Raw genomic sequence first — 20,367 nt, forward strand, 5'->3', positions numbered from 1 at the left:
CGGCCGTGTGTCCGAGCACGACAGGTACGCATCTCCTTGTCTTCTGCTGCTGTGACTCCCGCCGCGCGGCTGCGCAGCCTCAAGCCCGACTGGCTGCACAGCCCCAAGGTCTGGCGCACCGAGGTTCTGGCCGGCCTGGTCGTCGCCCTGGCCCTGGTCCCCGAGGCGATCTCGTTCTCGATCATCGCCGGGGTCGATCCGGCGGTCGGCCTGTTCGCCTCTTTCACCATGGCCGTGGTCATCTCGATCGTCGGCGGCCGCCGCGCGATGATCTCCGCCGCCACCGGAGCCGTCGCCCTGGTCATCGCCCCGCTCAACCGTGAGCATGGTCTGGGCTACCTGATCGCCGCCGTCATCCTGGCCGGTGTCATCCAGGTTGCCCTGGGCGCGCTCGGGGTGGCGAAGCTGATGCGGTTCGTGCCGCGCTCGGTGATGGTCGGCTTCGTCAACGCCCTCGCCATCCTGATCTTCATGGCCCAGGTGCCCGAGATGCACGACGTGCCCTGGGCGGTGTACCCACTGATCATCGGCGGGCTCGCGCTCATGGCGTTCTTCCCGAAGGTCACCAAGGTGATCCCGGCCCCGCTGGTGGCGATCGTCATCCTGACCGTCATCACGGTTGCGGCCGGCCTCGCGGTGCCCACCGTCGGTGACAAGGGCGAACTGCCCTCCTCGCTGCCGGTGCCGGGCCTGCCCGACGTGCCCTTCACCATGGACACCCTGACCACGATCACCCCGTACGCCTTCGCGATGGCATTGGTCGGCCTGATGGAGTCGCTGATGACAGCGAAGCTGGTCGACGACATCACCGACAGCCACTCCTCCAAGACCCGCGAGTCCATCGGCCAGGGCATCGCCAACATCGTCACCGGCTTCTTCGGCGGCATGGGCGGCTGCGCCATGATCGGCCAGACAATGATCAACGTGAAGGTCTCCGGCGCCCGCACCCGTCTCTCCACGTTCCTGGCGGGCGCGTTCCTGATGGTGCTGTGCATCGTGTTCGGCCCGGTCGTCTCCGACATCCCCATGGCCGCCCTCGTCGCGGTGATGGTGATGGTGTCGTTCGCGACATTCGACTGGCACTCCATCGCGCCCAACACCCTCAAGCGGATGCCGGCCGGTGAGATCGCCGTCATGGCCATCACGGTGATCGTGGTGGTCGCCACCGACAACCTCGCCATCGGCGTCGTCGTCGGCTCCGTCACCGCGATGGTCATCTTCGCCAAGCGGGTCGCCCACCTCGCCCGCGTACGCAGCATCCTCGACCCGGACGGCACCAGGGTCGTCTACCGGGTCACCGGCGAGCTGTTCTTCGCCTCCTCCAACGACCTCGTCGGCCAGTTCGACTACGCCGGCGACCCCGACAAGATCGTCATCGACCTCTCCGAGGCCCACGTCTGGGACGCCTCCTCCGTCGCCGCCCTGGACGCGATCGAGAGCAAGTACGCCCAGCGCGGCAAGACCGTGGACATCACCGGGCTGAACGACCTGAGCGCCGACCTCCACGGCAAGCTCACCGGCGAACTCACCGGCGGCCACTGACCCCCGGCCGCAGACTCACAGCACGGGCCCCACGAGCCGGAGTCCGCTCGTCTCTTCCCGGCGCCCCACTCCGGAGGCAGGGCCCCGATAGGTGTCGAAGGCCCACAGGTCTCCCTCTGGGGCCCGCATCGCGTACACGCACCCGCAGCCCAGACCCGCTTCGTACGGTCCTTCGAGGACCTCGCCGGTGGCGTCTATCGTTTCCCGGTGCACCGCGTCCACCTCGGCGCTCACCACATGGACCGCGCTGGTACCCGCCCGTGCGCGCGATTCGTGTGCCACGTCGGGCCGAACACGAGCGCACTACGGCCGGGCCGCCGCAGCTCCGTGTGGCCGATCCAGCCGTGCTCGTCCTGCGAAGCAACTGCCTGCTCAACTCCGGGACGCCGACCGGAAAGCGCAGCGCCGCCTTCGTGTCGTGGTGCAGGACCGGGCGGATGGAGGCTAGGCGGGCATCGGGTGAGATACCGGTCGTCGTAGGCAGGCGGCGCCACGTCCAAGGGCCCCAGGACCCGCCGACGTGACGGTGCTGTCGGGGGCAGGATCCGGCAGGGCCCGGCCGGATCGGAGGGCATGAGAGCCTGGCGCCATGAAAGCGAACCGCGGGCTGCTGGGCGATGAGCGACGCGACCGCGGCCTCGAACTCCCACCTACCCGCGGCGTCCTGATCACCGGCGGTCTGGTACGTGTGTCGGGCGCGGCCGCCGCGGGCTGCGGGGCGCTGTTCGGCCTGCTCCCCGTCCTCGCGCTGATCGGCAGATTCGGCTTGCCCGACGACCCACCGGCCTTCGTGCCGGTGTTCGGAGGTCCTCTCCTCGCTGCGAGCCTTGGTATCGCCGTCTTCCTGATGGTGCTCGGTTACGCTCTTACCTTCCACCAACTCGCGCTCGCGGACATGTACGCCGAGGCAGCGGACGCGCCGTCGCTGAGGAACGCGGTCGAGGTCCGTGGCCCCGTCAGCCGCACGCCGTTCTTCCCGGCGGTCGTGACCAGCGCCGTCATCGGCTCCCTTCTCCTCGCCACGGCCGGCGTCCTGCTCGCCGCGTCCGCCTGGCCGGCGATCGCGGCGACTTTGCTCGTCCTGGGGGTGCTGTGCGTCGCGTTGGTCCTCGCTCTGATCGCCGCCGGGCGGCGGTGGGTCCGCTCGGCGGGCGAGCGCCTTCCCGCGCAGGCCCTCGGTGAACAGGGGCCCGCGCGGCTCCTCATCGGAGACGCGGACACGAAGCTGCGGCAACAGGTCAAGGCCCGCAACCGCGCCGAGGCCACCCGCCTCGACCGCGCGAACATCCCGGTGCTCGCGACCTTCGTCATCGCCGTGCTCGCCATGATGAGCCCTTCCCTCTCGCCCACCACCGTCCTTTGGAAGCAGGTGCAGCTGGTTGGCGCCGGACTCGCTGTGCTGTGGCTGTTCCTCGTCCCTTGCGTCGCGGTGCTCCGGGCGTGGCAACTCCGACGCAGCCTTGTGCGGGTACGCCGCGGCGGCGCGGATGTGACCGTCATTGACCGCGCGCACGCGATCACCGTGACCACGACTCAGGCATCCGAGCTGCACGCGGCTGCGGCGCTCTGGGCGCTGCTCGGCGCGGGAGCACTCGGCACCATGGTCCCGCGGACCGCTGCTGTGGCGCCGGTGAGCATCGTCGCGGGCATATGGGTGTTCGGCTTGGTCGCACTCCTCGCTCTGTCGATGCGCTCGGACGTGGCCGCCCCGAAGCTCCGTGAGGAATTCGGCTACCGACTCCCGACCCAGACCTCCGGAAACGACAACACCTGGCACTGAGCTGCCGACGGCCGGCAGGCCCTCGCGAAGATCCGTGCCGAAGCAGCCGCCGGCAGCGATTCCGGCTGTGCGAGCCGCACCGACCAGGACTACCGGCGCCCGGCCCTCTTCCCGTTCTCCCTGCCGTCTCGCTCACCTGCGTCTTCCGTTCGGAGAACGTCTGGAGAGCGGCTTGACCTGCGGTCCCTCGATGAGTTCGCTGCGCCGAGCGGTCCAGGCCGATGGCCACCGGAGGAGAGCGGCCGGGGCGGGCTTCGATCAGCAGGAGGGCAGGTCGCCGGCACCGGGATGCCGCCTGAGGGGCACCCCTCCCAGCGCCGCCTCGGCCACGCGAACTGCGCAAGTACCGCTCCGGTGCTCACGCCGGTCCTCATCGAGGGCAAGTCTGGGAATTCCCGCTTCGCCACCTCGGGTGTTGTCGGCCTCCGCAATACTCTGAACACCCCGCACCTCGCTCCGGCCCATCTCGGGGACTGACCGGTTCGGACCGGCAGGTCCAGCACGAAGGACGAGGGCTCCCCCAAGCTGACATGCCGTCACCCTGGGCTTGGCGAGGCAGCAGCGTGTTCAATCGGGAGCGGGCGAACGTGGGCCCTGGGCTTGATTGTTCACGCGGTGGTGCGCGTCGGCGTGGTGAGCCGGTCCAGCGCGCGGGTGGAGGTGGCGCGCTTGGCGGTGCGCAGGGGCGCGTATCCGAGGAAGCCGCCGAGGGTGTTGGCGATGACGTCGTTGATGTCTACGGCACGGCCGTTGCCGAAGGCGACGTACTGGAGCATCTGGAGGGATTCGATGCTGAGGCTGGCGATCGCTGAGGCCAGCACGGTGGGGCGCGGGCTGATGCGCGGGCGCAGCAGCGGTAGCAGGCAGCCGAGCGGCAGGAACATGATGATGTTGGGGATCATGGTGATGTCGGCAATGATCAGGGGCCGACAGGCCCTGCGTGTACCACTCGGCCTGGTTGCGGTAGGCGCCGCCGACGATCCATAGAGGGAACAGGGTGATCGAGGCGGCGGCCGTCGCGTAGAGCGCGGTGGCGGCCCGTACCGCGAGCGGGCCGCCGCTCCAGCCCGGGGTGCCGCGGCGGTGGCGTACCAGGGCCACCACGGCGAAGGCGATGAGCGCCGGTCCGAGGACGGCGAGGGTGGGGATCTTGGTCTGGAAGTCCATGAGGGGGCCTGCGGCTCGGTGCCCCGGCGGGGCACGGGCGGATCGTTGTGAGTCGATCCTTTCGGGGCCGGGGACTGCCGCGGATCTGCCGAAAGGCGGACCCGGGCTCGTGGCACTACGACTTCCGGCGGAGGGAACGCCGCTGCGGTGCTTCTTGGAGTCGTCATCGCCCTCGCCCGCCGACGCGTCAACGTCCTCTGGGCCGTGGTCCGCGACCAGACCCCCTTCCAAGCAGCCCCAGCCCTCGGCCGAGCCCCTTGAGGAGTTGGTGACCTCGCCCCTCGCCTCAGACCAGGATGAGCGGCTTCTCCAGCACGTCCACGTCTTTGAGGAGGTCGATGGACTGGGCATCGGTGACAACCTGTTGCGCGGAGTTTTGGGTGTTCTCCGAGTGACTGACAGCCTCTCCCGTGTTCCCGTTGTTCACGGCGCTGTTCTGACTGGCAAGGTCAATCACTCCGAGTTGGCTCCCGATGAGGCCACCAGGCGTGGGGTCGGCAACGGCAGGGCTGGCCGCCGTGAGGGAGGCGATTGCGGTAACGGCAGCGACACCGAACGCTCGATTGAAGATCTTGGTCATGCCCGGGCAACGAGACGCACGCCTCTTGGACACGAGCACTGCCCGATCGGCTTGACTGCAGGATGGGGAAGTGGCCTGATGCGGTCGTCGCCCCGGTCAGGGGCCTTGAGGTGGTTGAGAAAGGGCGGCGATGCGGTCGGGCAGTTCGGCGCGCGGGGCTCCGAGTTGCTCGGAAGGCTGTGCCACCAAGTCCCGGTCGCGGGCCAGGTATCCGGGAGTTCCTCCGGCAGTCCGGCCGACCTATCCTGGCCCGTACCATACAGCCCTATCCAACAGGGGGGTGTCGTGAAGCGACGATGGATATGGATGCTGGTCCTCAGCGTCCCCGCGCTCGGGGTTGCGGGGCTCGCGGTCGCGGCGCTGGTGGCGTTCGTCGCCGACGGCCCGACGGCCGAGTTCTGGTTCCCCACCAAGGGCTCGGACGGCATGATGAGCGCTTGGGGCGCGTCCCTCTCCTACGCCTTCGTGGCGACCCTCGGCTTCGCGATCGCGTGGTCCTTGTCGAAGGGCGCCGACCGGACCGGACCAGTGGATGGCGAGGACCAGCCCACCGACGCCCGCTGACACCGCCGACGAACGAATACAGTCGCCGCTGCCGCGGAGAAACTGCGGACGGGGCTCTGCTCATGTGCGCGGGCTGCTTCTGCCCAGGGTGTGGATCCGACCTGGGGCACCGTCCGGACGACCGCAGCGCACCGGCGCGACACCTCTCTGGGTTGCCCGCTGCGGTGGCACGTTCTTCGGTGTGCTGCCGCAGCCGGCCAGAGCTGAGTCGTTCTGGTTGCTCGTGCGTCTTGGGCGGACAGACCCCCGGAGAACGCCTTGTCAAGCCCACGATGGGTGTCCGGGCCGCAGGCCCCGGGCCGGGGTGGCAGAAGTCGAGTGCTTACTGCGGGCTGCGGGGCCGAACTCATCGTTCCCCCGACCTCCGGCGTGCCGTGATCACGTCCGTCCGAAGCACCCTTGGAGCCATCAACCGCGACGGCGACAGCGGCGCTGGACACGACGCCATGGCCTCCTTCGCCGATCGCGGATCGTGCGGACCGCTGAGTACCTGGCCATCGGGCCTTGGAGAGAAGAGACCCCGTACTGCCTCCGCGGCGAGGCCATCGCTGTAGTGAAGGGATTCCGAACATCCCGGCCGTCCGAGGCGAGGGCGCCCCGGACGGCCGGGATGACGTGATCCGGCCGTGGGTCAGCCGGCCAGAGCCGGAGTCCTGTCGTCGAGCATCGCGCAGAGCGCCGTACGGGCTCGGGAGACCCGGGATCTGATGGTGCCCACGGGGCACGCGCTGGTCCGGGCGGCGTCGTCGTAGGGCATGTCCAGGAGCTGGGTCAGGACGAACGCCTCGCGGCGTTCGTCGGGCAGCGCCTCGACCAGGGCCATCAGGGCGATGCCCTCGTCGAAGCCGGGCAGGTCCCGCGGCTGGCTGCACTCCGCGACGAACTGCCAGTCCGGGGTGTCGGCCAGGCGGGGCCGGGAGGCGGCGCGCCGCAGATTGTCGACCACCGTGCGGCGGGCGATCGTCAGCAGCCAGGAGCGGGCCGAGCCGCGCCCCTGGAAGAGGTGCACGGTGGAGACGGCGCGCAGGAACGTCTCCTGGACCAGGTCCTCGGCGATCTGGGAGTCGTCGGCCAGGGCGGTGACATAGCGGCGTACGTCGCGGTGGAGGGCTCGGAAGACGTGCTCGAAGGCGTCGGCGTCGCCTGCTGCGGCGCCGAGAGCCCAGGCGGTCACTTCGTCCTCCGTCGCCCCGGTCCGGTTCTGGGCAGGAAGCATGGACTGCGGTTCCTTCCGGGTGTCCGGACGGGGCGCAGCCCATGGGCGTACCCGGTCCGGAGAGGGGGAGATCGCACCGGTGCGTGGGCGCACGGGTGCACGTCGGCGGCGGTCGAGCGGCCGACGTGATCCGGCTGTCAGCGGACAGCGATCTCCCTGGGCGGTCCCCGGGTGACGCGGGTGTGGACGAGCAGACGCGACTGCGGGCGTGAGGCGGAGCGGTCGTCGGCGGAGGTCGGGGGCGCGGACGGCAGGGGGCGGAGCGCGTCGAGCAGGAAGAAGGGAAGGGCGACGCGTTCCGCGAGGGCGCGGAGGATCTGGAAGGCGGCACGCTCGCCGCGCGCCAGCCATAGACCGCAGAGCAGTGCCGCCACCACGTGCGCGGCGAGCATGCCCCAGGACGCGGTGCCGGTCATCGCCGCCATGTCGTGTCCGGACTGAGCCGCTTGAGCTCCTGCAGTGTGAGCTCCGTGGGCGTGACCCAGATCCGCTATGGCGGAGGAGCCGCCTTTCAGACTGGGCAGCGGCATACTGTCGGTCAGCCCGGCCTGTGCGGCCACCTCGTAGGCGCGGGCTGCTGCGGCGGTGTCGCTGTGGAGGCCGCACAGCAGGGCGTCCGCCCATCTGGCTGCGAGGGCGGACTCGCCGTCGGCCCCCACAGCTGTCCACTGGGCGGTCTGGGCGAGCGTGAAGGCTGCGTGCAGGGCCACCTGCATGGCGACGGTAAACGTGATGACGCCGGCCTGGCCTCTTTCCTCTCCCGCGACGAGCCAGGTCAGCGTGCCCACGCCGGTGAGGCTCAGCCCCAGAGACCACCAAGGGAGCGGGGCGTCGGACATGAGGGCGTGGCCCAGGGCAGCCAGCGATACGCACACGATCGCGAAGAGCGCGGACCGTGTGGCGCGAAACCGCCATCCCACCGACATGGTTCCCGATCCTGGCACTGCCCCGCCCACACCTCTATACCGGGGCCACTTTGGCGCGTTCCGTGCTCTGCGCTGCCGCCCGAGAGCCGCCTCGCCGACAACTGAACGGTCGTACGGCACCGCCCTGCAGTTCCCGGCCTTCCCGGAGTTCCGGGTGCATCGGGTGCACGCGGTCGATGCACCGTGCCTTCACGCGCGGTACTGAGGGAGCGTGTGGTCCGGGGCCGCTGGGCATCACCTCGGTACTCGGGCTCCTGGCTCTGCCCGGGGTCCGACGGATGTGGAGGAGTGGGCGATGACCCGATCGCCCTAGCCGAGCACAACAACATCCGCGCGATCCGCCGCTCGCTGAGCGCGATCACCTGCCTCCCTGTTGCTCAAGTCCGCTATCTGGAACATGAGGCAGACCGGCTCGAAGAGGCGCTGGAGGGAGTCCCGTTTGCCCTGGATCCAGGACTGATTCAGGGTGACCCGCAACACCGAAACGCGCTGCACACTGCCGATGGAACTGCGGTGCTGTGCGACTGGGACACGATCGCCCAAGGCCAGCCGGAGTGGGACCTCGTAACCATCGAAGTCCACTGCCGACGGTTCGGGTACGGCGAAGCACACTACCAAGCGTTCGTGGATGCCTACGGGTTGGACATCAGGGAAAGCGCTGGCTACTCGGTTCTGCGCGGCATCCGTGAACTGCGCATGGTTACGACAAATACCCGGAAGGTTCGGTATGCCCCGGAATCTCTAAGTGAGATCCAGCGCCGGGTTGACGGGCTGAGGAGGCGTGACGAGCAACTTCGATGGAGCATCCTCTAGCTGCCAGGTTCCTCGCCGAGGCCAACCTCACGACCGGCGGCCACCAGTTCGACAGCCCCCCTGAGTAGCCCCCGCGTCACCGTGCTGGCCGAGGACTGCGACTGCGCCCGCCACCACCATGCTGCTGAGGCTCACTGAGGTGTACGGGGGTGTTTCATGCCGCGATGCGGGACGAGCGAGCGGACCCAGGTGCGGCATCGCCCCCAGCGCATGGCTGCGATGCCTGGTACCCCGCGGCGGGCTGCTGACCGCTGCCCGCCGCAGGTGGTGGTCGCTACCAGGCTGTGGCACGTTCAACGTCGTTGGCGTTTTGGCCAAGGGCCTCTCCGAGGTCGGCCCGGCCCTCAGCCCCGGGGTCGGAGGTGTCGACGGCGTCCTGCGCGGCTCGGATGACGGCGTGGGCCCGGCAGTCGATCTGGCCGTGGCTCCCGCCAGCGCCGGCCGCCAGCGTGGTCAGGATCCGTGGGGCATCCGGATTCTGGGCACTGCATGACATGGTGAAGCTCATCGCGAGTCGAGGACATGCCGGGAGGCTATGCGCGGGCACTGACAGTCCGTCGGTCAGTCTGCCCTCTCCACCTCGCGGTGACCAGAGATGCCAGAGCGATCCTCACCGCCAGGACTGCGATCCTGGGGACCAGTTGGGGACCACACGGTACGCGCGGTGGTGCACGATGCATGCTTCCATGCACAGCTTGTGCCCGGATTAAGTCTGCTATATGCAGAAAATATCCTTGACCCTCACTCCTGGGGGTCAAGGGGTCGCAGGTTCAAATCCTGTCGTCCCGACTGGAGACAGTCGCAGATCAGGGCCGGTTTCGGAGCAATCCGAGACCGGCCCTTGATCATTTCTGGGGGCCATTTGGGGACCAGGCCGGAACCGGTCGGGACCAGCCGGAGCTCCCGGCGTCCGGGTGTGCCGTCGCGAACGCCTCGTTGATCGGGCGGGGAGACATCCGTCGGACCTCCTCGGGCCCCCGCAGGCCGTGGTGCCGGTCGCGCCGGAGTGCGCAGCGCCTTGGTCAGACCCGGTGCGCGTTCGGCGGAGAGGCCGACGACGGCGCCGGCACGGGCGGCGGACTCGCCGGTCCATGGCCCGGCGGCGATCTCGGAGAGTGCGGGGTGCTCGCGCCCTTGCGCCGGTGACGCCGTCGCGCGTCGGGACGGACGGAGCCCGCAGAGCCGGTCGCCCGCTCTCAACGTCTCGCGTTCCAGGCCGGATTGACGGAGAGAGTACGCGCCGTATACCCCCGCGTCCGAACCCGCAGGATGCTGCTGCGGAGTCCGCATCCTCATGCCAGCGGAGTTGTCTTCCCTTTCCGTCGGGCTCTCGGCATCGTGTGGAGCGCATCACAGAACGTCTGTTCACGCGGGGGCCGGCTCCCGGGTGCGCTTGCGCGCGCCTGGACGGGCCCCGGTGACGGCCCACCCATGAAGGAGAGACATGCCCGAATTCAGACAACCCGGTTGGACCCGGGGCATCGCCCCGCTCGACGAAGGCGCCGGCGGTCAGGTGTTCGGGGGCGCGTCGCCGGTCGCCGCGACCCCGGCCGTCGTGGCCACCGCGGGTGCCGTGGTCGTCGCCTTCGCGGCCGGCGTGGCCGCACGCCATCTCGCCAACGGCGGCAACGTCGAGCTGCCGATGTAGGTGGCGGCACCCCGCCACCCGTATCCGCCGGGGAAGACGCCCGGCGCACGGCCCGGACACCCGCCGCTCCCACCGGGGCGGCCCGTCCCGACCCCTTCCCGTCGGAACCGTGTCCCGTCAGGGGCCGCCCGTGTCGGTCGCCGCACCCATGACGGCTACCCGACGCGAAGTCCGTCCATCGGCCGGGCACACGGTCGACGGCACTCGGCACCGCGACCTGTGGGTCTGTTCTTCCGTTGCCACCCGCCCGTGACATCCACCCTGCCACCCACCAGCGAGGAGAAGTCCTTGAGCACTGCTTCGATACCGGCCGTCCTGTCCGGGACCGGTGCCCTGACCGAGTCCGACCGCGGCCGGGCGCCGCTCGACACCGTTCCGGTCACCTCCGTCACGGTCACCATGACGGCCTGCGTCGGCATCTCGGTCTGCCTCACCGGCAGCACCATCGAACTCCCGCAGTAGGCCCGACGGGCCGCCCGTGGCGGGTGGCCCCTGCTCCTCAGCCCTACCCACACCTCACCAGTAGGAGAGTCCCATGAACACGTCCTCGACTCCGGCCGTCCTGACCGCGACCGGTGCCCTGACCGAGTCCGATCCCGGTGCGACGCTGCCGGCCATCGCGCCGGTCACCGCGACTCCGGTGGTCATCGTCGCCGCCCTGGGAGCCGGGTTCGTCGCCGGCTACGCGGCCGGCCGCGCGGCCGGCAACGTCGAACTCCCCATGTAGTCGCACTTCCCGCGACACCGGACCGTTCCGTTCCATCACTCCAGTGAGGAGAACCCCGTGAACATGTCTCCGACACCGGCCGCCCTGCGCGGCGCCGGTGGTCTGTCCGAGTCCGACCCCGGCCGGGCGCTGCCGACCCTCGCGCCGGTCGCCGCGACCCCCGCGGTCGTGGCCGGCGTGGCCGTCGGCGTCGCCCTGGTGAACGCCTTCGTCGCCGGTTACAACCACTGCGGCGGCAACGTCGAGCTGCCGATGTGAGCCCATCACACCGTCCCCGTCGCCGCCCCCGGTGGGGGAACGCAGTGAACACGGCGACGTACCGGGGGACGGTGGGCCGCCCCGGCGGCACGGGCGCCGAGCGGTAGGCCCGTCGCCCCCGGCCCCGGCACGGGGAGCCGCGGCCACCGTGCCGGGGCCGGCCGGGAGCGACGGTGCGTCGGTGACGGGAGGACGAGCGCCTCCAGGGCGGTCGCCCGCCCGTGCCACCACCACGCCCGCACTCACGGCCCGGCCCCGGCACGAACGGACTCCGCCCGGCCCGGGTCCCCGGCCCGGCAGGAACGTCCCGCACGATCCGATACCCCCCGGACAGCGTTCCGCACGATCCGATCCCCCCGGGGACAGCGTCCCGTACGACCCGATCCCCCGGACAGCGTTCCGCCCGGCCCGTAGGACCCGGTACCGGCTCCAGAGCTGCCCGCCACCCTCCGCCCCGTCACCCAGACGCCCCCCGCCTCCTTCGTCCCCAGCACGGAAGGCCTGTCCATGCCCTCACGCCCCACCAGACCGAGTGGATCCAGCAGGCTGCGGCCGACGCTGCGCGCGGTCCTGTCCGCCCTGCAAGGCCCCGTCCCGCTCTCCCGCGAGCAAGCCATGGGCGCCACCGAGCGGCTGGCGGCCACGACGTCCCTGCTGTCCAGCGTCGAGCACCTCGCGCGCCGCCGGGAGCACCGGTCGAGCCGGATGAACGAATGGGCCATCTCCCGCGACGCGTACGCCCGTTACAACAGGCCCTTCCGCAAACTGCTCGACCTGGCCTCCGACGAGCGGACCCACCGGGCGCTGCACGCCGGGCGGGTGGCCGCGAGCGCGGCCCTCATGCTGCCCGGCAACGGGCGGTGGCGCGGGGCCGCCACCCTCTACCTCGGCGTCAGCGGAGCGTTGCTCTACCCGGGCGAGCGCTACGGCACCGACGGCTCCGACCAGGCGTCCACCATGGTGCAGACCGTCACCGGGCTGGCCAGACTCGCCCCCTCGTCCCGCACCCAGGACGCCTTGATCTGGTACGTCGCGCTCCAGGGGAACCTGTCCTACCTGATCTCCGGCTGGGTCAAGCTGCTCGGTCCCGACTGGCGGTCGGGGGCCGCGCTGGCGGGGGTGATGCGGACCAGGACGTACGGGCACGAGGGGGTATGGAAGCTGGCCCACCGCCACCCGCGCACGACCCGCGCCCTCGTCTACGGCGTGCTCGGCCTGGAGTGCCTGTTCCCGGTCCTCTATCTGAGGGGCGGCCGGCTGACCCGCCCGGTGCTGGGCGGTGCCGTCCTCTTCCACCTGGCCAACGGCTACGTCATGGGCCTCGGCAGGTTCCTCCCGGCCTTCGCCGCGATGCACCCGATGGTCGCCTACACCAGCACGCCGCGCAGCCACCCCGCGGTGGCGGGCCGCGACGACACCATGCCGGCCGCGGTGGCCCTGCTGGCTGCGGGCGGCGCGGCCGTGCTGGGGACGGTCGCGGCGGCCCGGCGGCTGCGCGTCACCGACACCCCGCACGGCGGCACTGCCGTCACCACCCGGCACGGCAACGAACTGAGCGTGCAGGGCACCCTCGACGGCCGGAGTACGGACCCGGTGGTGGTCTTCGTCCACGGGCTGGGCGCCTGTCCCGCGTACTTCGCCTGGATCGCCCGCGCCTTCGGCGCGGACCGGCCGTGGCTGATGTACAACAGGGCCGGCTACGGCCCCAGCCGACGCCGCGCGGACGGGGAGTTCACGCTGGAGGAGTCGGTCGACGACCTGGTCGACCTGGTCGAAGCGGCGGTCCCCGAGGGGCGCCAGGTGGCGCTGATGGGCCACTCCCTGGGCGGCGAGATCTCCCGCCGCGCTGCGGTCAGGCTGGGATCCCGGGTGAACTCCGTCGTCTACGTGGACAGTTCGCACCCCGGACAGCTCACCCGGTCGGCGCAGCAGGGCGCGACCGCGCCGCGGATCGGAGAGGGCCTGCGCACCATGGCCATCAGTCTGCGGCTGGGGTTCGGGTCGCTGATGCGGACGCCCGATCCGGTCGCCAACCTCCCCGAACAGGTGCGGGACAAGGTCAGGATGGAGTTCGCGGACTCCCGCGTGTGGACCGCCGCGGTGCGTGAGTGGAAGGCCGTCGAGCAGGACTTCCCCTCCTTCACCGGGCCGCTCGACGCCCTGGACACCCACGCTCTGGTGCTCTCCGCCCAGCGGACCGTGGACCGCGACCCCGACCACCTGCTGATGCACAAGGACCTCGCCGACGCCCACCACGGGGACCGGACCGTCCGAAGCGCCGTCATCGAGGGCGCCGACCACGACGGCATCCTCACCGACCCCCAGTACGCCGCCGCGACACTCCGCCACCTGCTGGCCTTCCTGGCCGACACCGCCGCGCGGGAACCGGAGGCACGGCCCGGACTCCCGGCCGGGACGGAGCCGTCCGGCCTGACCGCCGCGTCCGAGGAGAACCGATGAGCACTCCCCGTCTCCCGTCCGCCACCGGCTCGCTGCTGACCCGCGCCTTCGGCGGCGCGGACGGCAAGGTCCGCCTCGCCGCCGGCGTCGTCTTCCTCGGCGCCATCTGCTGCCAGCACCCGCACCCGTCCTTCGACCGGGTCCAGCGGCTCGACCCGCTCTCCAGCGTCTTCCCCAACTGGCGCTTCTTCGCCCCGACTCCGGCCCAGCACGACTTCCAGTTCTACTACCGCACCCTCGACGTGGCGGGGGAGACCTCCGACTGGTCCGCGCTGGAGGTCATCCAGGGCCGCCGCCCCCGCCAGATCGTCTGGTTCCCCGAACGGCGGGCCGAGAAGGCCGTGTACGACCTCGGCAGCGAGATCCTGCGCGTCCTCGACCGCGGGTTCGAGGTGGCCGTGACCCTGCCCGCCTTCCGTATCCTGCGCAACTTCTTCCGCGAGGAGATCGAGCGGTCCGGCACGCCGGACGTCAAGGGCTTCCAGTTCGCCCTGGTCCAGGACTCGGGCTACGACAAGACCGAGGAGCCCGAGATCATCTTCCTCTCCCCCTACACACCGATGCGCGAGACCGCGGCACCGGCGCGAGAAAGCGAGACCGTATGAGCACCGCCACTCCCTCCGGAACCTCCGTGGCGACCTCTCCCGAGGTCCAGGACATCGGCTACGGAAGGGTGTTCGCCGACTTCTACGACCGCCTGCTGCCCCACGACGGTTCCGCCGAACAGACCGCCGGTGTCCTCGCCTCCTGGCATCCCGGCGGCGCCACCCTCGAACTCGGCGTGGGCACCGGACGCGTCGCCGTCCCGCTGGCCCGGCTCGTCGGCGAGGTCGTCGGCGTGGACTCCTCGCCGGAGATGCTCCGGCGGCTCTGCGAAACCGTCGACGCCACCGGCGCCCCGGTCACCCCCGTGCACGGCGACATCCGCACCTACGCCGACGACTCCCGGTACGGGCTGGTCTACTGCGTCTGCGCGACCCTCTCACTGGTCTGCGACCCGGCGGAGCAGCGGACGGCCGTCGCCCGCGCGGCCCGGCAACTGGCGCCCGGCGGCACCCTCGTCGTGGAGACCCACAACCCCGGCTTCGTGACCGCCCTGCACGAGGGGCGCGCCCGCACCTCCTTCTTCATTCCGTACGCCGAACCGGGCGCCGGCGTGCAGACCTACTCCACCCTGATCCCCGGCGGGCTCTGGCACGCCTCGCACCTGGTGCACGGGGGCGGCCGGGTGAGCATCGGCACCGAGGTCACCCGGCTCACCACCGCCGAGGACGTCGACTCCTACGCGGCCGACGCCGGTCTCGTCCTGGTGTCCCGGCACGGCGACTGGGCGGGCGGCCCGTTCCTGCCGGAGGGGAGCGGTGTCCACATCAGCCGCTACCGCCGCCCCGCCTCCGGTGAGGAGCGGTCATGACGGCCACCGCGGCGGCGTCCGGCGGCGCCGTTCGGAACCTGACGCGCGGGCAGTGGCGGCTGCTGCTCGGGGGCACCGCCCTCGGGCTGCTGGGCGTGGTGTGCACCCTGGCACAGCCGGTGCTGCTGGCCGACCTGATCAGGGCCGCCGGGGACCACCGCCCGGTGGTCGGGGTCGTCGTGGCGCTGGTGGTGCTCTTCCTGCTGGACGCCGCGCTCTCCGCCGCCCAGGGCTGTCTCATCGGCCGGGCGGGGGAGAACATCGTCCGTGACGCCCGGGTCCTGCTCTCGGGCAAGGTGCTCCGGGCGGACCGCGCGCACCTCGACACCCGGCGCCAGGGCGACCTGCACACCCGGCTGGTCGCCGACACCTCCCTGATGAAGATCGCGCTCACCCAGAGCCTCGCCCAGATCGTCCTCAACGGGCTGATCGTGGTCGGCGCCGTGGTGATGATGGCGTTCACCGACATCTGGCTGCTTCTGATCGCCGTCGGATGCCTCGCTGTCGCCGGGACCGGGTCGGTGTGGCTGGCCCGCAGGCTGCGCCGGGCCGCCCTGGCCAACCGGGAGGACATCGGCGACTTCGGCGCCGACCTCCAGCGCGTGCTCACCGCCCTGACGACGGTGAAGGCCGCCAACGCCGAGGGCCGCGAGCAGAGCCGCCTGGCGGAGTCCGCCGACCGGGCCCGCGTCTCCGGCAACCGGGTCACCGTGCTCAACGCCCTGTTCACGCCCGCGCTGAACGTCGGTCTCCAGGCGTCGCTCGCCGCCGTGATGGGCATCGGCATGGCCCGCGTCGTCAGCGGCTCCATCAGCCTGGCCGACTTCTCGGCGTTCGCGATGTACCTGTTCTACCTGGTGTCGCCGCTGGTCCTGGTCTTCCTCTCGATCGGCACCTACCTCCAGGGCCGGGCGGCCGTCCAGCGCGTGGACGAACTCGACACCCTGCCGCAGGAGGACGAACACCCCTCCGGCGATGCGGACGCGGCCGCCGGCCGGAGCGGTGCCCCCGCCGACGAGCCGTCCGTCCGTCCGGCCCCGCAGGGCGGCCACCCCGCAGTGGAGTTCCGCGACGTCTCCTTCGGCTACGGCGACCGGCCGGTGCTGGAAGGTGTGTCGTTCACCGTCCCCGCCCACGGGCTCACCGCCGTGGTGGGCGCCTCCGGCGCGGGCAAGACCACGGTCTTCCAGCTCATCGAGCGGTTCTACCGGCCCGGGGGCGGCGCGATCCTCCTCGCCGGCCGGGACATCGCCCACCTCCCGACCGCCGAGGTCCGCGGCCGCGTCGGCTACGTCCAGCAGGACAACGCCGCGATGCGCGGAACCCTCCGCGAGAACATCGTGTACGCGGCGCCCGACGCCACCGAGGCCGAGATCGCCGAGGCCGTCGAACTCGCCGGTCTCACCGAGGTGGTGGCGGAACTCCCGGACGGCCTCGAAACCCTCCTCGGCGACCAGGGCACCGGGCTCTCCGGCGGTCAGCGGCAACGGCTCTGCGTGGCCAGGGCGTTGCTCCAGAAGCCGGACGTGATGCTGCTCGACGAGGCCACCGCCCACCTGGACTCCGACACCGAGGCGGTGCTGCGCGACAGCCTGCGCGGCATCGCGGAGCGGTGCGCCGTCGTCGCCATCGCCCACCGGATCTCCACGGTGGCCGAGGCCGACCGGATCGTGGTCCTGGACGAGGGCCGGGTACGCGCCGTGGGTACGCACACCGAACTCCTGCGCGACGACGCCCTCTACCGGAGGCTGGCCGCCACCCAGTTCGCCGACGGCCCCCTCGGCGGACGCCCCGCGCCGGACCCCGTACCGGACATCGCCAAGAGCGCGCAGCCGGGCTCCGATCCGGTGCCCGAGCCGGTCCCGGCCGCCCTGCCGGGCCCGGGAGCCGTCCGGTGAGCACCGTGGACACCACGGCCGTGGGCAGCGGCCCGGACAAGCCGGCCGCCGCGGTCACCCCGGCTCGCGCCCACCACGGCCGCGCCACGGGCCCCGGACCGGCCCCGTACTAGAGGTTCACCGCGCGCCCCGGTCCCCGGTCCCGGTGTGACCGACCCGGGGCGCGAGGTGGCCGGGTGCCCTCCGGTGCGGGCGTACGCCCTCTCCCGCACGGGCAGCGTGTGCGACACGCTGCCCGTGCTCGGCCCGCTCCGGCGCGGGAACCCCGGCCGCATGACGACCCGGGCCCGGGGAGGGTCACACCCAGCCGCGCTCGCGGGCCAGCAGCGCCGCCTGGGCCCTGCTGCACGCGCCCAGCAGGGCCAGCAGATCGGAGACATGGCGCCGGTAGGTGCGCAGCGACATGCCCGCCGCCCGGGCGCCCGTCTCGTCCTTGGTGGTGGTGCACATGAGGAGCAGTACCGTGCGCTGGGCCCCGGTGAGGGTGCCGGTGCCCGCCTTCGACGGGGGGAGGTCGACGAGGTCCGTCGCTGTCGCCCACAACCCCTCGAAGAGCGTGACGAGACTGCCCACCAGGCCGCTCTCCTCGATGCAGAGCACGCCCCGGTCGATGTCGTGCGCGTCGACGGGGACCAGCGCGGTGCGCCGGTCGTAGACCAGCACCAGCTCCGACAGCCCCTCCACGACCCTGACCTCCGCGCCGTGGGAGCGCAGTTGCCGGAGGTGTTCCGAGCCGGTTCCGGGTGCCGGAGCCCCGCTCTCCAGCAGGGTCCGCACCCGGACTCCGCGCCGTAGGCAGTTCAGTCCGAGTGAGAGGGTGTGGGCCGTGTTCAGCGGTACCAGGGCCCGGTTGGGGATCGCCGCCAGGATCTCGGCGTCGGCGTGGAAGGCCGCCCGGTCGATCCGGGCGAGGGCCTGCCCCAGATCCTCCAGGCGGTCCAGGGCGATCGCGGACCCCGCGTAGACGCCCCCGCCGCCCGCGAAGGAGCGGGCGGGCACGTCCCGCCACAGGGAGCGCAGGATCGGCCGCGGGTCGGCGAGGCGGCGCAGCGTCCGGTAGGCGGCGTCCAACTGCTCCTCCGCCAGCCGGGCCACGACGACCCCCGGGTCCGTGGCCCAGGTCCGCGCCTCGCTCCCGTGCAGCAGCCCCCGGTCGCGCAGCCGCGCCGCGGCCAGCCGCACGCCCTCCTCGTCCATCGGCGCGGCGGTGCGCGCGTCACCGACGGCGGCGCCGGGATTCCGCAGGAAGAAGCGGTACACCCTCTCCTCGGTGCTGCTCAGACCGAGTGGCGACATCGTGTAGGTCCCCATGGCCCTTCCCTCGAACACGTCCGGCGGGACAACGGATCACAAGTCTGCCCGGGGAGGCGGGAGGTGAGGTCTCAGCGAAGTCTCAAGCCTCCCTGGCACCAGGGAAGTTCCGTATGCGTGACCACTTGAAGGAACGGGCTCCGATCGCTATGACAGGAGGCCGTGCACCGAAGTGATCCTGGAGGTTCGATGGCCGATGCACCCGCAGCCGCCCCGCCGGTACAGGCCACGCCGCACTCCCTGCGGGAGGTGGTGGCAAGCCGTGATCTGGCCAATCTCACCGGCCCGCTCGGCAGCGGGAAGTCCCGGTTAGTCGCCGGGCTCGGCTCCGTCTCCCTCCTCGACCTCGACCGGCCCGGCGCCCTGGAGCGGCTGCCGGCCGCGCTCGTCGAGCCCACCTCGGCCCCGCTGGTCGTGGACAGCGCCGACGGCGACCACGCCCTGGCCGCGCTGGAGCCGCTGCGGCTGCGCCCGCCGGGAAGCGGCCGGCCCGTCCTCGTGATCAGCAGGCGCTCCCTGCTGGCCCGGCCGGGGTGGGCCGACACGGGGGTCGCGGTCATGGAGACCGGCCCATGGCCGGACGCGCGCATCGGGCGTCTGGCCACGGAGGCGCGGGTGACCGACGCGCGGTGCCGGGAACTCATCGTCCGGCTCGCCGCGGGCAACCCGCTGATCGCCGACGCGGCCTGCCGGGCCGTGCACGCGGGTGCGCCGCCGACCGCCGCCGGGGCGGTGGCCGACGGTGCCGCCCGGGAGATCGTGGAGCGGCTCTCCCGGGAGCGGCCCACCGGGCCGTGGCAACAGGCCCTCGTCCGGCTGGCCACCGTCTGGTCGGCGGACGAGGAACTGCTCGACGCCGAAACGGAGTTGTTCGACACCCTGGCCGGGCTCAGCCCGGTCGTCCCCACCGAACTCGGGTTGACCCTCACGGAACCCTTCCGCGGGGTGATCGAACTGGCCCATCGCTGGCGGCGGCCCGCCGCCCACCGCGGTACGTGGGCCCGCGCGCTGGCCCACCGCAAGAAGCTGCTGGCCGACGAACCCTCCGCCGACCGCCGCAGCCGTCTCACCGAGGGGATCATCGCCCTGGCCGACGACGACGCGGTCCGCGAGACCATGTTCCCCATCAGCGTGACCCGGGACGTGATCCACACCGCCACCCCGGACGACGCCGACGCCATCGGCACCCTGATGCGCCAGTGGGCCCGGCAGGGCGGCCTGGACACGCGGTGGACCGACCGCCTGGTGGAACGCTGGCTCGTCGATGACCCCGCCAGCTTTCAGCTGATCCGTGACGGCGGCGACCGGATCATCGGCCTGACCAACACCCAGCAGGTCACCGAACGCACCGTGAACTGTGTGGAACCCCTGCTCCAGCAGCACACGGACCGGCTGCTCGACCGCCCGCGCGGAACCGGCGGATGGCTGCTCGGCGCGGCCTACTGCCCCGACCGGGGCGCCCACGCACACCTGCTGCGCGGCCTGTTGCGCCAGGTCATCATGGGCGGCCTGCTGCTGACGGTGTCCACTCCGAACCCGGACTACCAGCGGCTGCTGCGCGGGCTGCGTTTCCAGCGTCACGGCACCACCACCGACGACGTCTACCGCTGCGGCCGCAAGCCCGAGATCTTCAGCCAGGACTTCGGATCCGCCGCGCTGCCCGACTGGACGGAGCGGCTCGCCCGCGCCTCGGGGGTGCGCCGCGGCCCGCGTCCGACCGGCCAGGAGGTGGCCCGTGCCCTCGCCGCCATCGCCGACCCGGCCCGGCTCGCGGAGAGCCCGCTGCTCCTCTCGCCACGCACCCGGACGGTGGCGGAACTGCGCGCGGACCTGGGGGAGGCGGTCCGACGGCTGGCGGACAGCGAGGTGCAGGAGGAGGCCGAGGCCGGGTGGATCCTCCAGCACTACTACCTCGGACGGCCGCGGACCCATCAGCGGCTCGCCCAGCAGCTCCACATCAGCCGGGCCACCTACTTCCGGCGGCTCCGGTACGGCCTGGACCGGGTGGGCGACGGACTCGCGGCGGAACGGAGCGTCCCATGAGCGGCGGCCGGGAGGAACGC

Annotated in this window: 18 protein-coding genes; 13 read left to right on the forward strand and 5 right to left on the reverse strand. The window is 71.7% G+C overall.

Annotation, left to right across the window (positions count from 1 at the left end):
• Window positions 1–51 precede the first annotated feature (51 nt).
• Both ACQ9ZG_RS30260 and ACQ9ZG_RS30265 read left to right on the forward strand, forming a co-directional pair.
• Window positions 52–1,542, forward strand: coding sequence for a SulP family inorganic anion transporter (locus tag ACQ9ZG_RS30260; protein WP_499281425.1), 1,491 nt, complete (start codon window positions 52–54; stop codon window positions 1,540–1,542).
• A 589-nt stretch (window positions 1,543–2,131) separates the two neighbouring features.
• Window positions 2,132–3,322, forward strand: coding sequence for a hypothetical protein (locus ACQ9ZG_RS30265; RefSeq protein ID WP_109914743.1), 1,191 nt, complete (start codon window positions 2,132–2,134; stop codon window positions 3,320–3,322).
• 608 nt (window positions 3,323–3,930) lie between these two features.
• Here ACQ9ZG_RS30265 and ACQ9ZG_RS30270 read toward each other — a convergent pair.
• Together ACQ9ZG_RS30270 and ACQ9ZG_RS30275 are read right to left on the reverse strand one after the other, a co-directional pair.
• A complete protein-coding gene (locus ACQ9ZG_RS30270) occupies window positions 3,931–4,224 on the reverse strand; it encodes a VanZ family protein (protein ID WP_258312034.1) in 294 nt (97 codons plus the stop codon).
• A 551-nt stretch (window positions 4,225–4,775) separates the two neighbouring features.
• The gene (locus ACQ9ZG_RS30275; RefSeq protein ID WP_109914744.1) at window positions 4,776–5,069 is read right to left on the reverse strand and encodes a hypothetical protein; all 294 of its coding nucleotides are present in this window, start codon (window positions 5,067–5,069) and stop codon (window positions 4,776–4,778) included.
• Window positions 5,070–5,375: 306 nt separating this feature from the next.
• On the opposite strand from ACQ9ZG_RS30275, the gene ACQ9ZG_RS30280 reads away from it, so the two are divergent.
• Entirely contained in the window at window positions 5,376–5,633 is a 258-nt protein-coding gene (locus tag ACQ9ZG_RS30280; RefSeq protein WP_109914745.1) for a hypothetical protein, read from the forward strand.
• A 631-nt stretch (window positions 5,634–6,264) separates the two neighbouring features.
• Here ACQ9ZG_RS30280 and ACQ9ZG_RS30285 read toward each other — a convergent pair.
• Window positions 6,265–6,849: a sigma-70 family RNA polymerase sigma factor gene (locus tag ACQ9ZG_RS30285; RefSeq protein ID WP_109914746.1), complete on the reverse strand. Its 585-nt coding sequence runs from the start codon at window positions 6,847–6,849 to the stop codon at window positions 6,265–6,267.
• 137 nt (window positions 6,850–6,986) lie between these two features.
• Window positions 6,987–7,637: a hypothetical protein gene (locus ACQ9ZG_RS30290; RefSeq protein WP_258312035.1), complete on the reverse strand. Its 651-nt coding sequence runs from the start codon at window positions 7,635–7,637 to the stop codon at window positions 6,987–6,989.
• A 426-nt stretch (window positions 7,638–8,063) separates the two neighbouring features.
• Between ACQ9ZG_RS30290 and ACQ9ZG_RS30295 the strand changes: the two genes are divergently transcribed.
• From ACQ9ZG_RS30295 to ACQ9ZG_RS30335, 9 genes are all read left to right on the forward strand, one after another.
• A complete protein-coding gene (locus ACQ9ZG_RS30295; RefSeq protein ID WP_109914748.1) occupies window positions 8,064–8,588 on the forward strand; it encodes a phosphotransferase family protein in 525 nt (174 codons plus the stop codon).
• Between the two features lie 1,444 nt (window positions 8,589–10,032).
• On the forward strand, window positions 10,033–10,236 hold the full coding sequence (locus ACQ9ZG_RS30300; RefSeq protein ID WP_018487268.1) for a hypothetical protein: 204 nt from the start codon (window positions 10,033–10,035) through the stop codon (window positions 10,234–10,236).
• Between the two features lie 288 nt (window positions 10,237–10,524).
• The gene (locus tag ACQ9ZG_RS30305) at window positions 10,525–10,698 is read left to right on the forward strand and encodes a hypothetical protein (protein ID WP_181398133.1); all 174 of its coding nucleotides are present in this window, start codon (window positions 10,525–10,527) and stop codon (window positions 10,696–10,698) included.
• 73 nt (window positions 10,699–10,771) lie between these two features.
• On the forward strand, window positions 10,772–10,963 hold the full coding sequence (locus ACQ9ZG_RS30310; RefSeq protein ID WP_028419786.1) for a hypothetical protein: 192 nt from the start codon (window positions 10,772–10,774) through the stop codon (window positions 10,961–10,963).
• 63 nt (window positions 10,964–11,026) lie between these two features.
• Window positions 11,027–11,221, forward strand: coding sequence for a hypothetical protein (locus ACQ9ZG_RS30315; RefSeq protein WP_202484414.1), 195 nt, complete (start codon window positions 11,027–11,029; stop codon window positions 11,219–11,221).
• A 615-nt stretch (window positions 11,222–11,836) separates the two neighbouring features.
• Window positions 11,837–13,681, forward strand: coding sequence for an alpha/beta fold hydrolase (locus tag ACQ9ZG_RS30320; protein WP_499281649.1), 1,845 nt, complete (start codon window positions 11,837–11,839; stop codon window positions 13,679–13,681).
• Complete coding sequence (locus ACQ9ZG_RS30325; RefSeq protein WP_109916656.1) at window positions 13,678–14,286, forward strand: hypothetical protein; 609 nt, start codon at window positions 13,678–13,680, stop codon at window positions 14,284–14,286. Before ACQ9ZG_RS30320 ends, ACQ9ZG_RS30325 begins: the two co-directional genes overlap by 4 nt.
• Window positions 14,283–15,095: a class I SAM-dependent methyltransferase gene (locus tag ACQ9ZG_RS30330; protein ID WP_032756681.1), complete on the forward strand. Its 813-nt coding sequence runs from the start codon at window positions 14,283–14,285 to the stop codon at window positions 15,093–15,095. Before ACQ9ZG_RS30325 ends, ACQ9ZG_RS30330 begins: the two co-directional genes overlap by 4 nt.
• Window positions 15,092–16,993 carry an ABC transporter ATP-binding protein gene (locus ACQ9ZG_RS30335; RefSeq protein WP_028419791.1) on the forward strand — a complete coding sequence of 634 codons (1,902 nt, stop codon included), beginning with the start codon at window positions 15,092–15,094 and terminating at the stop codon, window positions 16,991–16,993. The genes ACQ9ZG_RS30330 and ACQ9ZG_RS30335 overlap by 4 nt, the downstream gene beginning before the upstream one ends.
• Before the next feature lie 297 nt (window positions 16,994–17,290).
• On the opposite strand, the gene ACQ9ZG_RS30340 is transcribed toward ACQ9ZG_RS30335, so the two are convergent.
• Window positions 17,291–18,304 (reverse strand): LuxR family transcriptional regulator, encoded by a 1,014-nt coding sequence (locus tag ACQ9ZG_RS30340; protein ID WP_028419792.1) that lies wholly within the window; start codon window positions 18,302–18,304, stop codon window positions 17,291–17,293.
• Between the two features lie 189 nt (window positions 18,305–18,493).
• Here ACQ9ZG_RS30340 and ACQ9ZG_RS30345 point away from each other — a divergent pair, with 189 nt between their 5' ends.
• The gene (locus ACQ9ZG_RS30345; protein WP_499281426.1) at window positions 18,494–20,347 is read left to right on the forward strand and encodes a hypothetical protein; all 1,854 of its coding nucleotides are present in this window, start codon (window positions 18,494–18,496) and stop codon (window positions 20,345–20,347) included.
• Window positions 20,348–20,367 lie beyond the last annotated feature (20 nt).

Source organism: Streptomyces araujoniae (assembly GCF_050871195.1).
Taxonomy (GTDB): Bacteria; Actinomycetota; Actinomycetes; order Streptomycetales; family Streptomycetaceae; genus Streptomyces; species Streptomyces bacillaris.

Bases quoted from the DNA above. Each gene is read 5' to 3' on its own strand.
- ACQ9ZG_RS30265 (WP_109914743.1), top strand. From the start codon at position 2,132: ATGAAAGCGAACCGCGGGCTGCTGGGCGATGAGCGACGCGACCGCGGC.
- ACQ9ZG_RS30280 (WP_109914745.1), top strand. From the start codon at position 5,376: ATGCTGGTCCTCAGCGTCCCCGCGCTCGGGGTTGCGGGGCTCGCGGTC.
- ACQ9ZG_RS30300 (WP_018487268.1), top strand. From the start codon at position 10,033: ATGCCCGAATTCAGACAACCCGGTTGGACCCGGGGCATCGCCCCGCTC.
- ACQ9ZG_RS30285 (WP_109914746.1), bottom strand. From the start codon at position 6,849: ATGCTTCCTGCCCAGAACCGGACCGGGGCGACGGAGGACGAAGTGACC.
- ACQ9ZG_RS30315 (WP_202484414.1), top strand. From the start codon at position 11,027: ATGTCTCCGACACCGGCCGCCCTGCGCGGCGCCGGTGGTCTGTCCGAG.
- ACQ9ZG_RS30340 (WP_028419792.1), bottom strand. From the start codon at position 18,304: ATGGGGACCTACACGATGTCGCCACTCGGTCTGAGCAGCACCGAGGAG.
- ACQ9ZG_RS30345 (WP_499281426.1), top strand. From the start codon at position 18,494: ATGGCCGATGCACCCGCAGCCGCCCCGCCGGTACAGGCCACGCCGCAC.
- ACQ9ZG_RS30325 (WP_109916656.1), top strand. From the start codon at position 13,678: ATGAGCACTCCCCGTCTCCCGTCCGCCACCGGCTCGCTGCTGACCCGC.
- ACQ9ZG_RS30275 (WP_109914744.1), bottom strand. From the start codon at position 5,069: ATGACCAAGATCTTCAATCGAGCGTTCGGTGTCGCTGCCGTTACCGCA.
- ACQ9ZG_RS30330 (WP_032756681.1), top strand. From the start codon at position 14,283: ATGAGCACCGCCACTCCCTCCGGAACCTCCGTGGCGACCTCTCCCGAG.
- ACQ9ZG_RS30335 (WP_028419791.1), top strand. From the start codon at position 15,092: ATGACGGCCACCGCGGCGGCGTCCGGCGGCGCCGTTCGGAACCTGACG.
- ACQ9ZG_RS30320 (WP_499281649.1), top strand. From the start codon at position 11,837: ATGGGCGCCACCGAGCGGCTGGCGGCCACGACGTCCCTGCTGTCCAGC.
- ACQ9ZG_RS30270 (WP_258312034.1), bottom strand. From the start codon at position 4,224: ATGATCCCCAACATCATCATGTTCCTGCCGCTCGGCTGCCTGCTACCG.
- ACQ9ZG_RS30310 (WP_028419786.1), top strand. From the start codon at position 10,772: ATGAACACGTCCTCGACTCCGGCCGTCCTGACCGCGACCGGTGCCCTG.